General features: G+C 61.1%; 18 protein-coding genes. 6 read left to right on the top strand and 12 right to left on the bottom strand.

What is annotated here, in order from left to right; genetic code table 11:
• Positions 1-54: 54 nt before the first annotated feature.
• A complete protein-coding gene (locus ACIPY2_RS12675) occupies positions 55-564 on the bottom strand; it encodes a hypothetical protein (RefSeq protein WP_400266741.1) in 510 nt (169 codons plus the stop codon).
• Between the two features lie 504 nt (positions 565-1,068).
• Here ACIPY2_RS12675 and ACIPY2_RS12670 point away from each other — a divergent pair.
• Positions 1,069-2,559 carry a sugar transferase gene (locus ACIPY2_RS12670; protein WP_400266740.1) on the top strand — a complete coding sequence of 497 codons (1,491 nt, stop codon included), beginning with the start codon at positions 1,069-1,071 and terminating at the stop codon, positions 2,557-2,559.
• 141 nt (positions 2,560-2,700) lie between these two features.
• Here ACIPY2_RS12670 and ACIPY2_RS12665 read toward each other — a convergent pair whose 3' ends face one another.
• The 9 genes from ACIPY2_RS12665 to ACIPY2_RS12625 all read right to left on the bottom strand — a co-directional run bounded on the left by ACIPY2_RS12665 (position 2,701) and on the right by ACIPY2_RS12625 (position 12,549).
• Positions 2,701-4,365, bottom strand: coding sequence for a polysaccharide biosynthesis tyrosine autokinase (locus tag ACIPY2_RS12665; RefSeq protein ID WP_400266739.1), 1,665 nt, complete (start codon positions 4,363-4,365; stop codon positions 2,701-2,703).
• Positions 4,366-4,479: 114 nt separating this feature from the next.
• Positions 4,480-4,827, bottom strand: coding sequence for a PqqD family protein (locus ACIPY2_RS12660; protein ID WP_400266738.1), 348 nt, complete (start codon positions 4,825-4,827; stop codon positions 4,480-4,482).
• Between the two features lie 85 nt (positions 4,828-4,912).
• A complete protein-coding gene (locus tag ACIPY2_RS12655; protein ID WP_400266737.1) occupies positions 4,913-6,085 on the bottom strand; it encodes a glycosyltransferase in 1,173 nt (390 codons plus the stop codon).
• Positions 6,069-7,079, bottom strand: a complete 1,011-nt coding sequence (locus ACIPY2_RS12650; protein WP_400266736.1) for a glycosyltransferase family 4 protein — start codon at positions 7,077-7,079, stop codon at positions 6,069-6,071. The genes ACIPY2_RS12655 and ACIPY2_RS12650 overlap by 17 nt, the downstream gene beginning before the upstream one ends.
• A 67-nt stretch (positions 7,080-7,146) precedes the next feature.
• Entirely contained in the window at positions 7,147-8,334 is a 1,188-nt protein-coding gene (locus tag ACIPY2_RS12645) for a glycosyltransferase family 4 protein (RefSeq protein WP_400266735.1), read from the bottom strand.
• A 92-nt stretch (positions 8,335-8,426) separates the two neighbouring features.
• Positions 8,427-9,269, bottom strand: a complete 843-nt coding sequence (locus ACIPY2_RS12640; RefSeq protein WP_400266734.1) for a hypothetical protein — start codon at positions 9,267-9,269, stop codon at positions 8,427-8,429.
• A 40-nt stretch (positions 9,270-9,309) separates the two neighbouring features.
• Positions 9,310-10,653: a lipopolysaccharide biosynthesis protein gene (locus tag ACIPY2_RS12635; RefSeq protein WP_400266733.1), complete on the bottom strand. Its 1,344-nt coding sequence runs from the start codon at positions 10,651-10,653 to the stop codon at positions 9,310-9,312.
• Position 10,654: 1 nt separating this feature from the next.
• A complete protein-coding gene (locus ACIPY2_RS12630) occupies positions 10,655-11,998 on the bottom strand; it encodes a hypothetical protein (RefSeq protein ID WP_400266732.1) in 1,344 nt (447 codons plus the stop codon).
• Positions 11,995-12,549 carry a DapH/DapD/GlmU-related protein gene (locus tag ACIPY2_RS12625; RefSeq protein ID WP_400266731.1) on the bottom strand — a complete coding sequence of 185 codons (555 nt, stop codon included), beginning with the start codon at positions 12,547-12,549 and terminating at the stop codon, positions 11,995-11,997. The genes ACIPY2_RS12630 and ACIPY2_RS12625 overlap by 4 nt, the downstream gene beginning before the upstream one ends.
• 751 nt (positions 12,550-13,300) lie before the next feature.
• Here ACIPY2_RS12625 and ACIPY2_RS12620 point away from each other — a divergent pair.
• The 5 genes from ACIPY2_RS12620 (at position 13,301) to ACIPY2_RS12600 (ending at position 18,933) form a co-directional block, all read left to right on the top strand.
• Positions 13,301-14,527 carry a glycosyltransferase gene (locus tag ACIPY2_RS12620; protein ID WP_400266730.1) on the top strand — a complete coding sequence of 409 codons (1,227 nt, stop codon included), beginning with the start codon at positions 13,301-13,303 and terminating at the stop codon, positions 14,525-14,527.
• Positions 14,528-14,575: 48 nt separating this feature from the next.
• Positions 14,576-15,613 carry a GDP-mannose 4,6-dehydratase gene (gene gmd / locus ACIPY2_RS12615; protein ID WP_400266729.1) on the top strand — a complete coding sequence of 346 codons (1,038 nt, stop codon included), beginning with the start codon at positions 14,576-14,578 and terminating at the stop codon, positions 15,611-15,613.
• On the top strand, positions 15,610-16,575 hold the full coding sequence (locus tag ACIPY2_RS12610) for a GDP-L-fucose synthase family protein (RefSeq protein WP_400266728.1): 966 nt from the start codon (positions 15,610-15,612) through the stop codon (positions 16,573-16,575). Before gmd ends, ACIPY2_RS12610 begins: the two co-directional genes overlap by 4 nt.
• 3 nt (positions 16,576-16,578) lie before the next feature.
• Complete coding sequence (locus ACIPY2_RS12605) at positions 16,579-17,484, top strand: nucleotidyltransferase family protein (RefSeq protein ID WP_400266727.1); 906 nt, start codon at positions 16,579-16,581, stop codon at positions 17,482-17,484.
• A 69-nt stretch (positions 17,485-17,553) separates the two neighbouring features.
• Entirely contained in the window at positions 17,554-18,933 is a 1,380-nt protein-coding gene (locus ACIPY2_RS12600; RefSeq protein ID WP_400266726.1) for a UDP-glucose dehydrogenase family protein, read from the top strand.
• A gap of 61 nt (positions 18,934-18,994) precedes the next feature.
• Here the strand turns inward: ACIPY2_RS12600 and ACIPY2_RS12595 are convergent, their stop codons facing one another.
• Entirely contained in the window at positions 18,995-19,525 is a 531-nt protein-coding gene (locus ACIPY2_RS12595; protein WP_400266725.1) for a hypothetical protein, read from the bottom strand.
• A gap of 100 nt (positions 19,526-19,625) precedes the next feature.
• A complete protein-coding gene (locus ACIPY2_RS12590) occupies positions 19,626-22,208 on the bottom strand; it encodes a LuxR C-terminal-related transcriptional regulator (protein WP_400266724.1) in 2,583 nt (860 codons plus the stop codon).
• Between the last annotated feature and the right edge of the window lie 38 nt (positions 22,209-22,246).

Raw genomic sequence — 22,246 nt, 5'->3', positions numbered from 1 at the left:
CAAAGCTCATTGGTATTTACCAGCGGCCTCAGCGGTGGCCTGAAATTGGTTTGATTACCAGCGTCCGATAGCGGACCATTGGGCGTCGGTGTGGCTGTAGCCGATTTCCTGGAGCGTCATTGCCAGGTCCGGACGTGTGGCGCATGGCAAGCCCGCTTCTGCCAGCTTTTGCCGACCGCGGGCCAGATGGCCTCGCACGGTAGTAGTGCGGAGGCCGAGGGCGGAAGCCAGTGCTGAAGCGGTCAAAGCGCGCCGCCGGGCGTATAGCTCGAGGATTTGAATTTCTCTGCCGGTGAGGATGGTCCCGATGCTTGTGTGCTGTGGGAGGCGGGCGTCGCCGCGTAAGATAACCGCTTCAATCTGCCGAGGCAGTTCGATGGGCGTGGCGTCGCCATCAAGGATGGCCACCGCACCTTCGGCCGCCAGGGCGACATGTTGGGTGGAGCTCAGCTTCCCTAACACAATGCAGTGGCGGCCCGTTGTGGAAAGCGTCCGCACCTTGAGGGGGAGGGGAAACAAATCGTCGGAAAACGCATCCAAGGCGATCCAAGGTGCCGCCTCCAAGGGATCCTGAAGTATGAACCGTGCCCACGATGTGTGGACCTCCCCAAGCGTTGCGGGACCAGTGTGTCTCTTCCAGGCCCACGCAACGGCGCTGCCAAGCACGGGATTTCTGTGAACAAAGTCGATCACAGGATTGGGTGCGGCTGGTTCCGCCCCTTCCCGGATAGCGGGACCTGAAGGGTCCACGGCTGTTCTGACAGTAGTAGGCCGGTGAGCTGACACCCAAACAAATTATCGCCGGGGTTGAACCGCATCCGTGGCCGATGCTCCGAATGCTCAGTGTTGAATGGCATTGCCAGTATTCTCACCGAATCACTTCACTGAAGTAGTACTTCATGAGTAGTTGGCACATTGTTTATGCGCCACCCTCTCATAATTGATCAGTGATGTCCGCGCATTTTAGTTCCGAAATAAAGATGTCTGGGCGCCAAGGGTCTTTTGGGCCTCGCTCCCGTGGACCACGTTTCATCAAATTAATCAACCTAGCCTAAGGGGACTCTACGGTTGACGTTGAAAAATAATGCCTCCCAAGGATTGAACGCGGATCCGGACATCGTGGGGAGCCGCGCGGCACGTGGCCTGGATGCTTCCGTTAGGCTCATGCTCGTTGACTTCTTCTTCATTACATGGGCGGTGGCGATCGCCGAACTGCTCCGATTTGGATTGGACCGCCCCTCGTTGGGTATTGGTTCCGTGCAAACGCCATATCCGTTGGTCAGTCTGGTCATCGATGTTCTGTGGTGGGTTTGCTTGGGTGTCCTGGGTACCCGGGAACCCCGTATCCTCGGCTTCGGGGCGGAAGAGTACCGGCGGGTCACCACTTCCTCTCTGTGGCTTTTTGGCGCCACGGCCATCGTCTCCTATGTTTTCCAACTGGACACAGCCAGGGGATATGTCGCCGTCGCCCTTCCTTTGGGTATCGCCAGCCTGCTCTTCGGGCGCTGGATCCTGCGCAAGGACCTGATCCGCCGCCGTCGTAACGGTCTCCATGTGCGCCGTGTGCTGGTAGTCGGAGGAGCCCAGAGCGTAGACCATCTCGCCACGGAGCTCGGCGCCCATCCTGCTGCCGGCTACGCGCCGGTGGCAGCGTATGTCACCGGGTCGGAGACGCTTGAATCCTCCGTGAAAGGCGCGTCGCTCCCGATTATCGGAATGGGACGCGACCTTGCAGGAATACTGGCGGCCGTGGATGCATCGGCTGTGGACACAGTTGCCATCTCGAACGGTGCCGACGTGGACCCGCCAACGCTCCGGCAGCTCGGTTGGGCGCTGACCTCCCGCGATGTCGGCATGTTCATGGCTCCAGCACTCACTGACGTGGCGGGGCCGCGTATCCATATGCAGCCCCTGGCGGGCCTGCCGCTGGTGCATGTCACAACGCCCAAGATGGAGGGTCCCAAGGCATTGGCAAAGCGTGCCTTCGACGTCTTCGCGGCCGTTTCACTGCTTGCTGTCCTCGCGGTGCCCATGTGCCTCGTCGCCGTGCTGATCAGGCTCGATAGCCCCGGCAAAGTGATATTCCGGCAAAAGCGCATAGGCCGTTCGGGCGACGTGTTCAACATGCTGAAATTCCGGTCCATGGTGGTCGACGCTGAGCAGCAACTGTCCAAACTCAAGGGGAATGACGACGGGAACGGGGTCCTCTTCAAGATGAGGGAAGACCCCCGCGTCACCCGCATCGGCCGCTTCATCCGCAGATACTCCGTTGATGAGCTGCCGCAGCTCGTCAACGTCCTCCGAGGCGACATGAGCCTGGTAGGTCCTCGTCCGCCCCTGCCGGTGGAAGTAGAGGCTTACGATGATTTGGCTTACCGCCGCCTCCTGGTAAAACCCGGACTGACCGGTCCATGGCAGGTCAGCGGACGAAGCGATCTGTCCTGGGATGATTCAATCCGGCTGGATCTCTACTATGTGGAGAACTGGTCGATGGTCCAGGACCTCATCTACCTCTTCCGGACATTTAGGGCGGTCACGGGCAAAGACGGGGCCTACTGACGGGTGCCGGCGTGCGCCGACGCCAGGTGTTGCCAACCCGTCAAGGAAAGCAAAAACCGTGGACCCGGTGAAAACCAGGTCCACGGTTTTTGGTTTATCCCGATCCAAAACAACCGGGACCGGCAACTTGCTTGTCGCGTTTCAAGCGGGCGGCGCTGATCGCCGTCCTCGCCCGCTGTTGGGCGGATGCCACCTGCGCGCTGCATCCAAGGCTGTGGGAGTACTGCTGTGGGCAGGCTCCGTGGACACAGCAGAAAGTGACTCTTCAGGCCACGGGACTGATGCGTGGTTGGTGTCCGCGGCCCGGGCGGGAACCGGGGTTGGGACGGCTGGCGCGATGCCAGGGCGGGTCAGTGGTGTGGTCGAAGACCGGACATCAGGATTGCGCGAGCTGCTGGACGCTACGGACCCAGCGGCCTCCGTGGAACTGCCATATGCGGCGTAATAGCCGTAGTTGTGGGCGCCCTGTCCCTTTGTGGCTACGCAGTTGAGAATGACGCCGAGAACGCGTCCATGCACGCGGGTGAGGTTGCTGAGGGCCCTGTACAAGGTGTCCCTGGTTGTCTTATGGGCCCTCGCCACAACCAGCGTCCCATCGGCAATGCGAGAGAGCACCGCCGCATCCGTGACGGGCAACAGCGGTGGTGCATCGATGAGAACCATGGCCCTTTGGGAGAGATCCTTGAGGAGCTGGCCCATGGCCCGGGAACCGAGCAACTCCGAAGGGTTCGGCGGGATGCGGCCCGCAGTCATGACGTTGAGCCGCGGGTTCGGTCCCCAAACCTGAAGGACTTCATCGATGGTCGCCCGGCCCGTCAGTACGTCGGTCACCCCGGCGTCCGGGACCACACCGAACACCTTGTGGACGGTGGGTCTGCGAAGATCCGCGTCCACCACGATGACCTCCCTGCCGGCCGCGGCGATCGTGGCGGCAAGATTGCTGGTGACTGTGCTTTTACCCTCGGAAGGGAGGGAACTGGTGATCAGGAGGATACGGGGAGGATTGTCCACATCGATGAAGGTGAGGTTGGTGCGCAGCTCCCTCAGCGCCTCAGCCATGGCGTGTCCGCCGGGAACGCGGTTGTTTCCATTGGCTTCCTCCAGGACGCTCGACTTCTCGTTCAAGCGCTTGTCCGTGGGTAGGGTGCCCACAACCGCGAGGCCAAACAATCGCTCAATTTCGGCCACTGAGCGGAGCCGCCGATCGAAATGGTTACGGGCAAGCGCATACGCCAGTCCGATGAGCAGGCCTGCTGCGAGGCCGATCCCCAGGGTAGCCGTCATCAGGGGTGAAACAGGGGCGGAGGGAAGGCTCGCTTTCGCCAGGGGAACGATCTTCGTGACAGGTTCCGAACCCGGGGCCGCATTTCCCTTATCCAGCGCATAGACCTGCGCAGCCAGCGCGTCCACCCACGTATCAGCCACCTTCTGCGCTGTTTGCGCATCCGAAGACTTGGCGCTGATCCGGATCTCCACCGAATCGAGGGGGACACTCACCGTGATCGTCCGGGCGAGGTCCTGTGGGCTTTCCTTGAGCCCCAACCTCCCCACGACGTCTTCGGCAACCTTGATGGATTCGGCCACGGACTGGTACCCCTTGGCCTTTGACTTGGCCAGGCTGTCTCCTGCCAGGGACATCCCCAAGTTCTCCGCGCCGGCGGCTACGACTATGCCGCTCGACTCCGCAGCGTAAACCTTTGGCTGAACGGCATACCAACACAGTGAGCCCCCAATCGAAACTACTGTGATGAGCAGGATACCGATCCAATGTGAGCGGATTGCGGAAAGCAGGTCATTGCCTGACATTCCACGAGGCTCTTCGTCCTGCAGCAATTATTGATCCTCTCGATGCATGCCAGGTCCGTAACGGCCCAAGACTTTTAGACCTAGTTTCGGGAAGTCCCGGCAGCACTGAGGGCTTCATGGGCTGCTTATCTCCGTATCAGACGGCTTGGGTGCTGCCCATGCGCTCAACACAGCCAGTCCGTGGTGGGAAAGTTCGGCCAGGAAGCTCCGCACATGCCCCTCCATTGCACTTTCACCGACGCCGGGGAAGGCGGCGTTGAGTTCCCTGAGCAGGTCGGATTCTGTGCGGGTTCCATCGATGAGGTCCCAGATCAACACCGCCGAACCAAGAAGCACCAAGGGAGAGCCTTGTTCAAGATTCAAAAGGGCGACGCGCATTTCACTTTGGCTCGGGACCACCGCCACGGCCTGTGCCCTGTGCCAGAACTGCTCCACGGTGGTTGCACCTGTTTCCTTGGTCATAATGGTCCGGGCTCCCTGGACACGCCAACAGAATCGGCTTGAGCGTCTTTTGCCAATGTTCTCTCAGTGGTCGACGTGGTCAATGTCAGTAGCCATTCGGAAAGCGCAGTGCACGACCAACACGGTGGTAAGTGTCCTCAAGCTGCGTCGCAATGCTGTCCATGGAAAACACTTCCTTACTGGCTTTGAGGGCGGCAGCGGACGAGGACTCCCATAGCCCAGGCTCAACCACAAACCGGCGCAGGGCCGCGGAAAGGCCTTCGACGGAGGAGTCGCAGACCACTCCTGCTCCCGACTCCCTGATATATGGAGCCAGTCCGCAACTGTCTGTGACAACGACGGGGAGGCCCACCGACATCGCTTCCAGGACGCTCATGGGGAACGGCTCATCGATTGAAGGAAGTACAAAAACCGATGCCCGTCCCATGCGTGCCGCCGTTTGGCTGGGCTGGAGCGCTCCCTCCAGGCGGACCCATTCGGGAGACCCCAGCGCCTCGATCCGCCTGAGAACTTCGGAGGCTTCGCCTTCGTCCGGCCCCACCAGCGCCACACGGGTCCGCGCACGCACTGCCTCCGGAAGGAGGTTCGCTGCTTCGACAAGTAAGGAGGGGCGTTTCCGTTTCTGGAGCCGTGCCAGATACAGGAACTCGAAGGAGCCGGACGGCTTTGCCGCAACAATGTCCGACGACGGGACCCCGTTGATAAGGCATTCCAGCGAAGCGGCGTGGTCACCGAGGAACGAGCCCAAGGAATCCCGCTCTTCAGGCGTCAGCCAGAAGCACTTCTTGCTGGCACGCAGGGTCCGGATGGTGATCAGCCTGTCCAGTAGTTTTGCGAGCTTCTTGTCGGATTCATCGATCATTCCGTGCCCCTGGACTACGAAAGGAACCCGCCGCAACAGGCAAAGCAACGCTGCCGGAAGCATCACCAAGTCACGTGCAAGGTGCAGGTGCACCACGTCGGCGCCCTTGAGGGTTTTCCATAAAGCAGCCAGCATTGACGGTGCGGCCATCCCGGCGAATCCTATGCCCGGAATCAAACGCACGGCTTTGTAGAGCCTGGTCCGGACGCCCGCGCCAAAGTACGCTCCGTCCACCTCCCCCTGCACGCCGGAGAACACCTGGACGTCATGCCCCCGGAGAGCAAGGGCTTGCGCCTGGTTTTGGGCCACCCTGACCGGCCCGCCGTACGCGCCGTCGGGACTGACGAGGGTTACCACCTGGACGATCCTCAGCGTTGTCCTAGTGTCGCTTGCCATGGTCGGACTCCTTCAGGGTTCGCTGGATAGCTGCGTAGTAGCGGTCAACCATGATGCTTTCCCGGTGCCGGTGCGCGTGCACCAAGGCCTCCTTCCTCCGCCGGTCAACGTCCCCCGGATCACGCAGCAGTGCGCGGAGGTGATGATGCAGGGAATTAGGGTCGAGGGGAGTGAAGCCCACAGCCTGCGGCCCGGCAGAGTCCGGAAGTCCGCCGTGATCGGCGTAAAGCACGACGCATCCGGACGCCGCGGCCTCGATCGCCACGGTGCCAAAGGGCTCAGGCATCCGGCTGGGTATGACCACAATCGAGTTCCGGTTCAGAATCCGGTTGGCTTCCAGTGGTCCCAGGGATCCTGTGAACCTGACCGCGGATCCCAACCCGCTGGTTTCGGCCAGGTCCTCAAGCCGCTTGCGCTCAGTGCCATCGCCGACGATGGTGAGCGTGAAGCCCTCTACGTCTCCCACAAGCTGCGATGCCGCCTTGATCAGCAGATCCACCCCCTTGTCTTCGCTTAGCCGCCCCAAATAGACCACGCCCATGGGATGACGGATTTCGTCCTCCAGCACGCCGAAGAGTTGATCCCGGTAACTGTTGGGGATCACCTCAACGTCTTGGGTGACATGGTCGGCCAGGACCCGGCTGTTTGCGGCGATGACATCAGCCCGGCCTATGATCCGGTATTTGATTGCGTACTTGATCCGTTCCGGCAGGCTAAGCCTTTGGCCGGGCATGGTGATCCACATCCTGAGCGTCACCATCCAGGGCTTGCGCATCAGCGCCAGCGGCCACCACAGCGAGATTGCCGGGTTGTTGTGAAATACGACGTCGGCCTGCCGCAGTAACGTGAACAGGCGCAGCGGCGACGGACGCCGGACAACGGTGTACGGAAAGGTCCTGGAGTGGTCTTCCTCGTGGGTGTTCGTTATGACCACTACCTCGGCGCCGTGCCTGGCAATGAATCCCCTGGCAAGGATGTCGGCGGTGATTTCCACTCCGCCAATGCTTGGATAGAAGACATGGGCTACGAGGGCGATCCTTAAGCGCCGCTGCTCCGTTGAACTACCTCTCACTGACATCACTCCCGACTTGCTGGAGGAACCCTGCGACCCCGGCGCGGAATGAAGACCATCCCGATGCGGCGGCAAGTTCCAGTGCTTTGGCGCTCCGTTGTTCCACCAGTGCTGGATCATCCAGGAACTGCTGCAGTTCAGTGACTATCTGGTCCGGGGAGAAGCGGTCAACAACTGCGCCCGCACCCTGGACCACGAGGTCATCCACGCCGCTACCCAGGGTGACAACCTCGGGCAGACCTTGGCTGAGGCCCTCCAGGGCAGCGAGGGAGCGGCCCTCGACCAGGCTTGGGAGTACCAGCACGTGATGCTTCCGCATCTCCCGGAGGATTTCGCTTCTGGGCATGGTGCCGCGGTAGTCGATGACCTCGAACATGCCTTCCAAGGCCGGGAAAGTTTCTCCGGGCAGCATGCCGATCGCAGTGAACTGCGCGGAGGAACGCAGGGTCTTTGCCGCTGACACCACGTCCGCTATTCCCTTCATGCCGACAATCCGGCCCACGAAGAGAACCTTCAGGGGACCCACGCCGTCCCAGGACAGCGGCATGCTGCCGGGCGCGACATCCGGGCAGCCGTAGGGAATCTCGACAATCCGGCCGTCCACACCGACGCGCCGCAGGCTCTCGGTAACTTGGGCGGATGGTGAAATCAGCCGGGTCGCAAGTTCGATTTCACGCGTTTCCAAGGAATGAACCTTGGCCTTGGCCAGATCCTGGCGTGCAGTCACTGCCCAGCCTGGCGCTTCATCCACCAGTCGCTCGGCCCAGTGCCTGGTTGTATCCCAATGAACGTGGGGGACTTCGAGGATGGTTTCCAGGCCGCGCGACCTCGCAGCGCTGAAGACCCTCGAAGCGAAAGTCGAATATCCATAAACGGCAGTCGGTGCGTCCGCGCGTTTGAGGGCCTCGATGGCCCTCGATTCCACTCGTTCGGCAACCCAATGGGCGGAAAGCGGGCCTGATGCCGCGCCAAGGCGCCGCAGGGCAGACGGCTGCGACCGCAGGAGAACATTGCGGACCAGCTCACGCGTCGGGGCGACATGCAGCTGCTCGTTCCTGATCATGGAGAAAAGTCGTCGTTCAACCAAGGACTTTGCAGGAGGGAGCCAGGACAGGGCGTCAGGATAAGTCCAGCCAATGGAGGTCACGAACGCAGAGAGGAGATGGTGCTCATTCAATGCCGTAAGGGTTTGCCTGACGTTCTCGTTCCCGAAGGGGTGGACGAGAAGCGTTTTCAATTGATTGCCGGATGCGCCACGGTTCACTCCCATCATGGACGCCCGGCGATGTCGGTCGCGATGGCTGCGATGTCGTCAGGGCCGAGGACGGCAGCCAATTGGGTGTCATTCTTGCCTCCGCTGACATTTTCGTTATGCAGGGCGTTCTCCTGTGATCGGGGGTAGAGCGTGAGGTGTTGCCCTGCGGCGTCGACCACCTGTGGCCGGTATCCGCAGCGGATGGCCATCGCGTTCAGCCAGATATCGTCTGCGCGCGGGGCAAGTTCAAGGAAAGCCGTCCCTTGTTTGCCGATGGCATGCTGAAGAGGCGCAGGGAGAAGCACGCCGGCCCCTCCCGTCAGGAAGTTCGCGTGACTGGCCGAACCCACCGGTGCCGGCTGCCATGAGTTGTAGGGCGTAAGGCTTTCGGCACCGACGTCGGTTGTCATGCGGTGCGCACGGTAGCTCGGAATTTCGCCGGAATGTCCCGACGCCTGAATCAACCTCTCCAGCCAGCGGCGTGGATACATCAGGTCATCATCGGCAAGTGCGAGGGACAGACCTTCGTGGGCGAAGTCACGGCAGTAGGGGAAGTACTTCTTATATGGGCCAAAGTCTTCACAGGGCAGGATCTCCAATCCCCGTTTCTGGAGGCGCTGCAGCATTGGATACGCCGCCACGTCAAAGTCCGGACTGTCGATCCACAGAATCATGCGCGAGGGTCTGACCGATCCAGCCGCGATGGACTCCAGTGCATGGGCCACGATGTCCAACCGCCGGCCATAGGACGTCATGCTCACAGCCACGCGGGCTCCACCCGTTGCTCTCTGCCGGACGAGGCGGTTGCGGAGCCTGAGGCCGAGGATGAGCCCGGCCTTGAAGGCAAGCCGCGGCATCCTGGGCAGTGGAGAGTCCAAGGCAAGCTGTCGCCTCGACCTAGATGGAAACGGCATTGGTGTTCTTCTTTCCCGTCGTTTTTACGATCGTCATCAGGACCAGTTGGAGGTCTTGCTGCCTAAGGCCGTAGAAGCCCCGCATATGCATCCCGAAATGCGTGCGGAGCCACACGACGTTCAGGGTTCCGGACACGACGTTCCCGGCCAGCGTCGAGAGTGCAGCCCCCATTGCCCCTAGCCATGGAACGGTCAGCAGCAGGATCGCCGAGTTGACTATGGCTCCGATGACCATTCCCCAGCTCCGCAGGCCTGGCCGCCCCCTGGCACTCAGGCCTGCCCCAGCCACGGAACCGGTAGTTCCCAGCGCAACTCCTGCGAGGATTACCCAAGTGACCGCGACCGCATCATTAAAGGCGCCCCCGAAGAGGAGTGGGATGCCCCATGGCACGATGATGCCGATTCCAAGGCCCGCAAAGCAGGACGCAGCCGCGGTCAAGCGGGCGGTTTGTTGGAGGCGCCTCATGTTCTCGCGGTCATGAGTGCTGCCGGCGTCGGAGGAGAACACGACGTTGCGCACTGCGCCGGCCAGCACCGCCGGGATTTCGCCCAGGCTGACTGCTACGGCGTAGAGCCCAAGTTGCACCGGCCCCGCGAGCGGAACCATCAACAGCTGGTCCAGCCGGAGAAGGACTATTCCCGCCAAGGAGCCCACCCAGAGCCGGCTCCCGTAATTGAGCAGGCGGACCCTGGTCGCTGTGGCATTCTGCGTTCCGCGGCGGTACTGGATCAGGTAGGGGAGGGTCAGGATTCCTTTGAGCAGGGGCAGTCCAAGCATGACCACGGTCGCCGTCAAGGGGATCAGGAAGTTGGTGAGGGCCAAGCCGGACAAGATGGCCAGGCGCAGGGCCGCCACGCCGAAGTCCATCATCGCGGAGCGTTTCCATGCGTGGGTTCCGGCCAGGACGCTGTTGGGGATTGCGGCCCAGAAGGTGGGGATGGTCAACACCGCCGTCACTGCGACGAGTTGTTCGATCTCGGAATTACCTTCCGCAAGAAGCGGTGCGCAGGCGGCTACGAGCGCAGCCGCAGCCGATCCAAACAGCGTCAGGATGCCGAATGCCCGCCGAACAGCCCTTCGCGCACCGCGGGCTTGCCTGGCTACATAGAAAGTGAGCGCATCAGGGACCCCCAAGGCACCCACTGCGACGGCAAAGAGCATGGGAGCCATGCCCGCGGCAAGCTGTCCACGGCCGGCGACGCCAAGTGACTGCGCCAGTATGGGAGCCGTCGCCAGCGACATAAGGGGAGTGATGGCTGTTCCGGCCACTGCATAAAATATGCGGCTCCCGTGGTTCTCCTTCTGGTCAGTGTCCATAGCTGTCATGTCATGAGCCTGCCTGTGTTCCTACGGCAAACTGCCTTGTACGATTGCCCGCCCTTTTGCGTGCTGGCGAGTGGGCCTTCAGATTGTTTCGTCCAGGACTGTTCTTTTTGGTTCCGCGGGGCCGCGGGACAAAGCTGGACATGGCCAGAACGAACCAGAACAGGTGGACATCGATGGAGTTGCCGCCGATGGAACTGTAGCCGTTGATCGAGACGACGATCATGGCCGCGGATGCGACTCCGGGCCAACTGAGCCGCTCCTTTAGCTTCATCTGGCCCGCAAGCATGAAGACCATGAAGGCTACAAGTGCCAAGGCAGCAACAATGCCGAACATCAGGGCCACCATGAAGTAGCCGTTCTCCAAACTGGATCCAAGCGTGCCGACCCCCTTAAGGTCGCGGTTTCCCGGATAGCCGCCCACCAGGAACTCGTCAGTGTGTGCCCAGAACCAATCGAACGCGGCCACCCTTAATGCTGCCGAACCGTTGTCGTCTTCGAATTTCAGCAGGAGTTTCCCACCGGCCACGCTTTGAATGCTCAGCAAAAGGGCCACGACCGCGGCCGCTCCGAAAAACAGGCTGCGGATGATGTGGCGGCTGCCGACAGTGATCAGGAAGACAAAGCCGACAATCGTGAGGATCAGGCCCATTCGCCCATAGGCGAGAGGGACCGTGGCAAGGATGACGGCCGCGATGGAGTACCTCAGAATCAAGGAGGGGATAAGTGAGAGAAGTGGCATCACGGCAGCGAAGAAGACGCCCACCTGGATCCCGTGGCCGAAAGTACCGATTGCGGCGCCGAGCTCGGTCTTTGACCCCTCGAGCCAGATTCGGGAAAACGCCTCCTGCCAAACAATGGGCTGGCCGGTCGCGACTTGGACTTGGGCCAAAACAGCTTCTGCGATGGCGAGCAGCACCAAGGTTGTCAGGAAGAGACGTCCCGCTCCCGGTATCCGGCGAATCGAAAAGCGCATGAAAACAAACACGTAGAACGGCGCCCACATATTGCCAAGAACAAACATGGTTGTATCAAGAAGCCCCGGCCCGCCCGGATTTCCGACGTCGGTCATCATCACCGCGGCTATGGCGGCCATAAATACCTGCGGCCACACGCCTGCGGAACGAATGGCCCGGACAAAGGTCCGGGGAGCGAATGCTGCCTGGACGAGGACGAAGACCAAGAAGAGGTAGGTTGAGGGATGAAGCCCTGGCATCACCTCGTTCTGGACGACGCCGGGAACCAGGATTCTTGAGATAACGACGCCGGCAAGGACCAGGTGCATTCGGCGCCGGCACACAACACTGAAGACCAGGCAGAACCCAATCCATGCGAAGAGGATAGTCAAGGCATCCCGCCGGCCAGTGGTTCCTGCAGGTCCCGCGGATTACTGATTGAGGCAAGTACCTTCACTCCCGCGGGCACGTCTTTGACCACTAAGGCCGAAGCTCCCACAAGGGCCCCGCGGCCCACGTCCACCCCTCGCAGGATGGTAGCCCGCGCGCCAATCCAGGTTCCGTCCCCAATCGAAATCGGCGCGTTGTCGAATTCAAACGTTGGCGAGTCGAAAGAGTGGCTTCCCGTGCACAGGAGGACCCCTTGAGAGATGCAGCAATCCGATCCAACCGTTACAGGTTCCAGATTGAGGATCCAGGCGTCAACGCCTATCCAAACGTTGTCTCCTACAACCAGCTTCCACGGCCAGTGAACTGTAACGCCGTGGCGGATGATCACCCCTTGGCCGATCGAGGCGCCGAAGATCCGAAGAATACGGACCCTCAGCGGTGACGGGCACCACCATGCACGAAAGACCAGATTCTGCACGGCAAACCAGGCAGCCTGCCAGAGCAGGCCACGGCCCTTGTCGTAGCCGACGCCGGTGAACCCGGAAAGCTTCATGGCACTCCTCGTCATTTGGTCATTTGGGTAACCCCTAGATTCTGGGTCCACCGCGGCAACCCGTAGAGGGCAATCGGTGACGATGTCCGTGTTGGGGTGCCGCCCGGTCGAATCACTGAGCAAAATCCAACACCCGGGTCCACCCCGGTTGGCCCCCGGGCGGCAGCAGGGCTCCAATCAGCTGCGGGTCCTCCGTGGAAGCGCCCAGTGCCGTAAGTGTGCGTGCCGGTTTCCCCTGCGTGTCAGCAAAACGGCTCCTGCACACCGCCAGCCCCGGACGCCGGGCCGCTACACGCAGATGTCGGCGCGGGCCATACGCATGGAGCCGGGAGGCCTCCACGGAGGGTTGTGAGACCCCGCCGGGATGTGGTCTTCGCACTGGGCGGTGCAGGGGCGCCGTGGCGGCCGGGGACCGCATTCCACTACGGAGAAGTTGCCCGCCCCATCATCTACGGGTCGCAAGGCTGCCAACAGAATCGAGTGGTATCCGAAAGAAAGAATGACGAGGACCCATGGACATCACCACGACCGTGCTGGATCGCTCACCAACCATCACAGTTCGCGAACCAACGCCGGCGCAGCACAGTGCGCCTGAGCGGCAAACCTCACGCAATGTATCGGAGACCCCGGTCGCGCCCGTGTTTGCACCCAGCAACAAAGGACGACGCGTTGCGTTGATTGCAGGAATCGTTCTGGGGCACGTGGTCACATTTTTTGGCCCCCTGCTCCTAAGCCGCTGGCTAGTGGGCTGATGAAAGCACTGCTCATCGGACTCAACTACGCACCGGAACCCAGCGGGAACGCCCCCTACACGAGCAAACTCGCGCAAGGCCTGGCTGATCGCGGGGTTCAGGTGAATGTCATCACTGGCTACCCGCACTACCCCGAGTGGAAAATCGCGGAGGGGTACGAGGGTCTCTCCATGGACGAGCGGCACGGAGCGGTGACCGTTAAACGACTGCGTTCCACGGTTCCCAAGCACCCGAATGGTCTGGGGCGCTTGCTCATGGAGGTGACGTTCGGAGCCCGCACAGTTCTTCAGCGCTGGCCCCGGCCGGACGTTGTGCTGGTGGTAAGTCCGGCCCTTTTCTCGGCAGCCTTCGCCATTTTTCGGGCAAGGCTCTTCCGTATCCCGGTCGGCATCTGGGTCCAGGACCTCTACAGCAAGGGCATGGAAGAAACGTCCGACGGACGATCATCGCTTGCTCCCCTGATGAAACGCCTTGAAGCCCTCATTCTCAGGGCTGCGGATGGCGTGAGCGTAATTCACGATCGTTTCAGGGAACACGTCGTCCACGAGCTTGGCGTTCCCGGAGACCGCGTTCGGGTGATTCGGAACTGGACCCATGTCAATCACCATCCGAGCTTCGACAGGAGCTCGGCGCGCGACCGGCTGGGCTGGGCGCCCGAGGACTTTATTGCCCTTCACGCGGGCAACATGGGCGTCAAGCAGGGTCTGGAGAACGTGATCGATGCGGCCCATCTTGCAAGTCGCAACGGAAGCGACGTCCGCTTTGTCCTCTTGGGCAACGGCAACCAGCGCGGCTTCCTGGAATCCAAGGCCAGCGGCGCGGACCGGCTGCAGTTTCTTGAGCCGTTGCCGGACCGTGCCTACTCGGAGGCGCTGCGATCGGCGGACGTACTCCTTGTCAATGAACGTCCTGGTGTGAAGGACATGTCTGTTCCGAGCAAGCTGACCAGCTATTTCGTCACAGGCCGGCCCATAGTCGCCGCGACGGAAACCGGCAGTGCCACGTCTCACGAGATGTCGGCGGCGGGCGCAGGCCTTCGAGTTGACCCCGGCGTTCCCGAGGACTTGGTAGCCGCAATCGAACAGCTCCAGGAAGACCCTGGTTCCGCCGAAGACTTTGGGGCTGCAGCACGGCAGTACAGCGAGAAAGTCCTTTCAGAAGAGGCCGCCGTTCAAAGCTACGCTGCTTGGCTCAGTGATCTCGCGTTCCGGGCCAACTCCAACTGATCGACATTTTTCAAATCCACTTTTGCACTGACAAGAAAGAAGAAACCCTTGGCCAGGAAAGCGCTTATTACAGGAATCACGGGGCAGGACGGATCCTATCTAGCCGAACTCCTGCTATCGAAGGGCTACGAGGTCCACGGCCTCATACGCCGCGCCTCCACGTTCAATACCGCCCGTATTGACCATCTTTACGTAGACCCGCACAACAACAAAGCACGCCTTTTCCTGCATTACGGGGACTTGTCCGACGGTGCCCGCCTTGTAACCCTCCTGGCGGAGATCCGCCCGGACGAGGTCTACAACCTGGCAGCCCAGTCGCATGTCCGGGTATCCTTCGACGAACCTGAGCACACCGGCAACACCACTGGGATCGGGACCATCCGGTTGCTCGAAGCCGTGCGCATGGCCGGCATTGAAACCCGCTTCTACCAGGCCTCCTCGTCCGAGATGTTTGGCGCCACACCCCCGCCGCAGGACGAAGCGACCCCTTTCTACCCGCGTTCTCCCTACGGTGCCGCGAAGGTCTACAGCTATTGGATTACCAAGAACTACCGCGAGGCTTACGGGATGTTCGCAGTGAACGGCATCCTGTTCAACCACGAGTCCCCCCGCCGCGGTGAGACCTTCGTGACGCGCAAGATCACCCGTGCTGTTGCCGCGATCAAAGCAGGCCTGCAATCGGAGCTCTACATGGGCAACCTCCAAGCTGTCCGCGACTGGGGCTACGCGGCGGAGTACGTGGAAGGCATGTGGAGGATGCTTCAGGCCGACGAGCCTGACGACTACGTACTGGCGACCAATGAGGGCTACACCGTCAAAGACTTCCTGGGCTACGCCTTCGAGCACGCGGGCTTGAACTGGGAAGACCATGTCCGCTTCGACGAACGCTACCTTCGGCCCACTGAGGTCGAGGCACTCATTGGCGACTATTCGAAAGCAAAGAACAAGCTGGGTTGGGAGCCTACGGTGAGGACGCCCGAGCTGGCCCGCCTGATGGTGGATGCAGACATGGAGGCCCTGCAAAGTGCGGGCAACCCATGGATCGACGCTGTAAGGCTTCCCAGTTGGACGGCGCACGCTTCATGACATCCTTCACTCCTGGCCGATTGGACCGGTCTGCTGCCTTTTATGTGGCAGGGCATCGTGGTTTGGTAGGCTCCGCTATCTGGCGGAACCTCGCTGCCGAGGGATTCACGAACGTGATCGGCAGGACTTCGCAGGAACTCGATCTCCGCAACCGTTCCGAGGTGTTTGCCTTTTTCGAGAAGGAAAGGCCCGAGTACGTTGTGCTCGCAGCGGCGAGGGTCGGAGGGATTCTCGCCAACAGCACGTATCCGGCTGATTTCCTCAGTGAGAATGTCCAAATCCAGGTGAATGTCCTGGACGCAGCCCAAAAGTATGGAGTGGGCCGCCTGCTGTTCCTGGGTTCGTCTTGCATCTACCCTCGAATGGCTCCGCAGCCCCTGAAAGAGGAGTACCTGCTTAGCGGCCCGCTGGAGGAAACCAATCAGGCTTATGCCATAGCCAAGATCGCCGGCATCCTGCAGGTACAGGCCGTGCGCCAGCAGCACGGCCTCCCTTGGATTTCGGCGATGCCAACCAACTTGTACGGTCCCGGAGACAACTTCTCCGCAAGCGGCTCCCATGTCCTCCCGGCACTGATCCGCCGCTATGAAGAGGCAAGGGTTGCCGGAGCGGAGTCCGTAACAAATTGGGGCACGGGTTCGCCGCGGAGAGAGTTCCTCCACGTGGATGACCTGGCCGAGGCATGCCTGTTCCTGCTGGAGAACTACGACGGAGCGGAACACGTGAACGTCGGTGTCGGCATGGATGTAACCATCAAGGAGCTCGCCGGAATAGTTGCTGCCACAGTGGGCTACGAGGGATCCATCGAGTGGGACGCCAGCAAGCCGGATGGGACTCCCCGCAAGCTCATGGACGTGGGCAAGCTGGAATCCCTGGGCTGGAAAGCGCGGATTCCACTGGGCGATGGAATCGCCTCAACGTACGAGTGGTTCAAAGAGAACCGGAACGGCTTCAGGAACTGACCCGTGGCCGCGTCCCCTATGGAAGTTCTTGGCGTCACCGAGTCTGTCCTGCTGTCCGGCGCATTGGTGTCCCATATTGCAGAAGAATGCAATATCCGGGTCCTCCTCATAAAAGGGCCGGCAGCGACCATTGTCGGAGCGCGTCCGGAAAGGACGTCCAGCGACCTGGACGTTCTGGTCCATCGCTCAGACATGGCGGTTCTGCTGAATGAGCTGGAGCAACGAGGCTGGGAGGCGAGGATCCAGGAAGTTTCCGAAGCCTTTCCCGAGCATTCGAAGACCCTCCTGAATCCGCAATGGCCCTCGGATATCGACGTTCATTGGAGGTTTCCGGGGTTCTACGCAGATGAGTCGGTTGTCTTCGAATTCCTCTGGCGGGCCCGGCAGGCCATTGAGCTGGCAGGGCGTCCCGTGTGGACCCTTTCGTACAACGATGCCCTGCTTGTCACCCTCCTCCACGCACTGCGCAGCCCCGGGATCGGTGCCCTCCTGAATGACGTATCTTTCTGCCGCAGCAAGATCGCCACGGCGGCATTGGCCCACTATGACAGGGCTGCGGAGCTGGGGGCACTCGGTCCTTTGGGCCCCGTATTTGCCAGTCTGCCAGAGACACGTTCCCTGGACCTCCGTGAGCCGCCAACGGATTGGGTTCTGCGGACCACGGCCCGACGATCGGCGACGCTCCGACTCTTCCACCTGCTGGAAACCCCGTGGCGGAAGAAGCCTGCCGTGTTGTGGCAGGCCCTGTTTCCCTCACGGGAGTCCATTGGTTGGCACGATTTACGGCTTCGGGACACCAGCATCTGGCAGCAGTCCCCCTACAGGTTGCTGCGAATCTGGCGGAGTTTGGGCGACGGCTTCCACATCCTGAAGGAAGTGCGCGAAATCCGGTCCCGCATCCCCAAATAGTCACACACTTCCGGTCCAGGCAAACCCGCCAAACCTGATCATCGTTGATACTTCCCAAAGCGAGGAATCATGCGCATTACCGTCATCGGCACAGGCTACCTTGGTGCCACTCACGCGGCCTGCATGGCCGAACTCGGATTCGAGGTGCTCGGACTCGATGTGGACCCCGCGAGAGTGGTCTCACTTTCGCAGGGCAGGCTGCCTTTCCACGAACCCGGCCTTCCTGAACTCCTTAAGAAGCACGTGGAGAGTGGCAGGCTCCGTTTCACCACGTCGTACCAGGAAGCCGGGGCTTGGGGAGACGTCCACTTCGTTGGCGTGGGAACACCACAGCTACCGGGCAGCGGCGCAGCCGACATGTCCTTCGTCGAATCCGCCGTTCTGTCCCTTGCCCAAAACATCAGCAAGGATTCCTTGATTGTTGGAAAGTCCACTGTTCCGGTGGGAACAGCCAGGCGATTGAGGGAGATCATCAGGGAGAACAAACGCCCTGGTGTTTCCGTGGATATTGCCTGGAATCCTGAGTTTCTCCGCGAAGGTTTCGCTGTAGCGGATACTTTGGCTCCCGACCGGCTTGTTATCGGCGTGGCTTCGCCCGAGCACGAATCGGTTTTGCGGCAGGTCTACGCAGCAGCCATAGCCGATGGAGTACCGCTCATCGCCACGGACTTCGAAACGGCCGAGCTGGTCAAGGTAGCCGCGAACGCTTTTCTTGCCACGAAGATCTCCTTCATCAATGCGTTCTCGGAACTGACCGAAATCGCAGGAGGGGATATTCGGACCCTGGCGGATGCCATTGGCCTGGATGAGCGGATCGGGCGGCGCTTCCTGAACGCAGGAGTGGGATTCGGTGGTGGGTGCCTGCCGAAAGATATCCGTGCCCTCCAGGCGCGTGCTGGTGAGCTGGGCTTGGAGCGGAGCATGCGGTTTCTTCAAGAGATGGACCAGATCAATCTCAGGCGGCGGGCACGCGTGGTTTGGCTGTCCCGGTCAATGCTTGGTTCGCTGTCCCAGCGGAATATTGCCGTTCTGGGTATCACTTTCAAACCGGACAGCGATGACGTCCGGGATTCACCGGGTTTGGATATTGCCAACAAACTCTTTGAAGACGGCGCGGAGGTCACCGTGTACGATCCTGCCGGCAACGCCAACGCGCACAGGCGGTTTCCACACCTGAATTACCTGGGGTCCTTGCGGGATGCCGTGAAGAACGCGGAGCTTGTCCTTGTACTTACCGAGTGGGAAGAATTCAAAGCCTTGACGCCGGAGAGCCTGGCGGCCCTGACCCCCGCCCGGAAGATCATAGACGGGCGGAACATCCTGGAGCACTCAATCTGGGACGACGCCGGATGGTCCATTGGGTCGCTCGGCCGCCGTTATTGGCCAGCGAGGAACGTGCCAAGCCAGGATGCCGCCCAACTGGAGGTGAGTTCGGGTTCGGTCCCGTGAACGTGAAGGTGACCCCGGCCGGTGGGGCGCGGCCGGCGTCACCGCCGTCGTTGCCCCTGCGTCATCTGGGAACGGCTTGGTAACGGCGGCTCACTGCCGCACGGCTTGTCCGTGGAGCAACGCCCAATTTGCGCCGGACGGAAGCCAAATGGTTCCGGAGGGTCGCGTCCGCGATACCAAGTCGTCGTGCAACTTCAACGCGGGGAAGTCCCGGTGCTTCGACGAAGTAGGCGTGTGCGGCCACCTGCTCCGCCGCAGTCAAGGCAATGTATTCGCGCCCGGGGTCCGGATCGAACGGCAGGTGGGTGCCGTCGTCGGAAATGTTCCTCACTGCCGACAGAAGGACGCTCAGCGTTGCTGTCTCGGGTACGTATCCCCGAACCCCAAGACTTATCAGGCGGAGGACCCGGGAGCTGTGCAGAACGCCCCCGTAGACGAGCACCCGCTTGCCATCGCTGACGAGGGAGACAGCTCTTTGCTCGACGTCGGGCAGAGTTCCATCAAGGACGGCGATGGTGCCAGCCAGGCGGCCATTGAACGAGCTCGTAGCCCACTGAACAACGGCCGTGAACTGACGGTTCTGGCTTTCCACGTGGAGGTGGGTCCTGTCTGCTGCCTCCTGGCGTGGGTAAGAACGAAAGCCGGCCCAGTGGTGCGGATGAGTCTTTGGCATCGTTGACGATTCAGCCTTCCTATACGCTGTCGAGGGTGTTCTGATGATGGCTGTGGAAGCTGCCCATTGCCCCCGAAAGGAGGGCCCTGGGTGCGCTGTGTATCAAGTCGGCAAGTTGCTTGCGGGTGGTTGTATCCGTTTTGCGCAGGGCGTTGGAGATATGGCTCTCCACTGTTCGGATGCTGATTCCAAACTGTTCAGCGATGTCCTGGTTACTTTGCTGTCCGGCGACGAGGGCGACCTCGATTTCCCGCAAAGTGAGAGAAGAACCGGGCGGTTCCGACCTGAAATTGAGGAGGGTACCGATTGGCTGGAAGCGCGCCATGAACTCCTTGGCGGCTCGTCGTATCTCTGCGGCAGCCGCCGGCTCACCACTCAGTTGCCACCGTTGCTCGGCTCCACGAAGGACCATCGAAATCTGGTAAGTGTCGCCGTCGAGGACATACGTGTCCAGCAAATGCTGCAACCGGCTGAGTTCGCACTGGATGGCGGCATCTGCAATGTCCAGAAGCTGGTTGTGGGCAGTGATTCCGCGCTCTGTCAGGATTCGGGTCAGTAAGTTCCTCACCCGGGGCCCGGGCAGGAGGCCAAGTGCGAAAATCGCGGTGTGCATGGCCACGAGTTCAAAACCGTGGGCCAGGAAACGGTCCACGATACGGCACGCCAGCTCGTCGAATGCTTTAGCGCTGACGGGACGGGAGGCGGCCAGCTCCAGCAGTTCCGTGCCCATTGCGGGGAGCGGTCCGACGTCGGACGGTGTGGCGTTCGCTTCCAGCGCCGCACGCGCACCTACGTCCCTAAGGGACGACAGGTGCATCATGCTGCCGTGCAGCGCGGCCACCGGCAAACCCGGCTTGCCGAGCGAAAAAGCACGACCCATCAAGTACTCGGCTTCGTCGAACAGTCCGTGATGCAGCAGCGAAAGGGCTGCTATGTAGCTTTGGGCCACAAAGGAGAATTGGTCGAGATCGTGCAATGCCTGCTGACGGGAGTCAAGGGATGAGACGAGGGCCTCCTCGACACGCCCGCTTGAGAACATGGCCATTCCACGCAGGAACGATTCGAAGCGTTGCAGATGCCCGGGGACGGCGTCGGCGTCGAGGTCTTTTACAGCTTCGTCCGGCTTGAGTCGGTACAACGCCAGCATTCCTCGGATGATTGCGTGCATGGAACTATTGACGGGCGTTGTGGCGGCAGCCGCAGTTGCTTGTCCGCTGCTTGCTTTGAGGAACTCCACGAAGGCTTCCGCTTCCGGGCGGAGACTGGGCTCGCGGGAGGCCATGGACTCCATGGTGGCGACGGCCGCCGGCAGGTCGTTTTCTGCCGAGTATTTCCACCACGCGAGCGTCATGGTGAAAAAGAAGAGGTCTGCGGGCGCATCCTCCTGTGTCCGGGTCAGCCGGAAGATCTCCTGAACCCGCTGCGGATCTGCGGGTGCTCCCCAGTAGAGCGCCAGGACAGAGACGGCATTGGACAGGCTCTTGTCGCTTTCCCATGCTTGAAGATGTTGCCTTTCCAGGGTTTCCAGCCGCTGTTGGAAATAGCGGGTAGTAGCGGCGTGATTGCTGCTCATCTCCGTCTGCAGTGCTGACACGGCCGCGGACAACAGATCATCGGTTGCATCCGGGGTTGGGGCGTCCAGTGCGGGGGCGTCCACGTGTCCTGTCAGTGCGCTTCGGAGGACCCGTCGGGACCCCGCGGCATGGGTTTTGAGGTAGTCGTCCACTATCGGTGGGAATACGGTAGCTACCGGTGCGCCGTCCTGCCCGTTGACCACTGAAATCAAGCCGCTGACTTCAAGGTTGTCCAGGACATCCTCCCCAACGGAGGCAAGGAACCCGCCAACCGGCGTCGGGCCGAGGAGCGAAAGCTTGTTGAGCGCGCGTACCTCGTCGGAGCGCAAACCGTGGAGGAGGGCTTCCACGGAGCCGTGGAGGTGCTCGTTCATCAGCCCGCCGCCACCCATGCACCAACGGCTGTCTTTAAAGACCAGACGCTCGCTCAAGACAGCGGTTTCAAGGATCCGCACAGCCAGTCGAAGATTCCCTCCGGACTTGTTCAGCACATGAGCCACGACATCGACGTCAGCGGGGGCTCCAAGCACATCGATGATGAGCTTGTTGATCTGTTCATATCCCAGCGGATTAAGTGCGATGGTTGCTTCTGGGAGGCTCGCCAATAAACCCGCTGGTGTTTTTGGCTGAAACGGTTTGTCGTTCATGGTGATGACCAACGGCACATTGGCCCGGGTGCGGAGAATGTTGGCTACCGCCAAGGATTCCCGGTCAAGGTTTTCGACGTCGTCGATCACGATCAGAGGAGTATCGGTCCTGGCAAGTTGGGCGGAGAGCAGATCCGCGATACCCAGGATGCCGATTGTCCGAGAGCGGAGGTCAAGGCCGAGCGAAAGAATACCGGCGAAGGGTACTGAGGCCAGTGCTGGCGCGGCAAACATGGCGTAGACGTCGACGCCCTCATCCTCCAGCTTCGCTACCAGGCTCTTGGCCAGGCTGGTCCGTCCGCTCCCCGGTGCGCCGACGATCCTGACACCCAATCCCTTGGCAACGTATCCCAGCACGCGATCAACATTCTCGTTATGCAATTGACTGCTCCCCACTGCATGTCGCTAGCTTTTCCTGC

Source organism: Paenarthrobacter sp. NPDC089675, from assembly GCF_044749185.1.
Taxonomy (GTDB): domain Bacteria; phylum Actinomycetota; class Actinomycetes; order Actinomycetales; family Micrococcaceae; genus Arthrobacter.
This window is presented reverse-complemented; position numbering and strand designations above follow the sequence as displayed.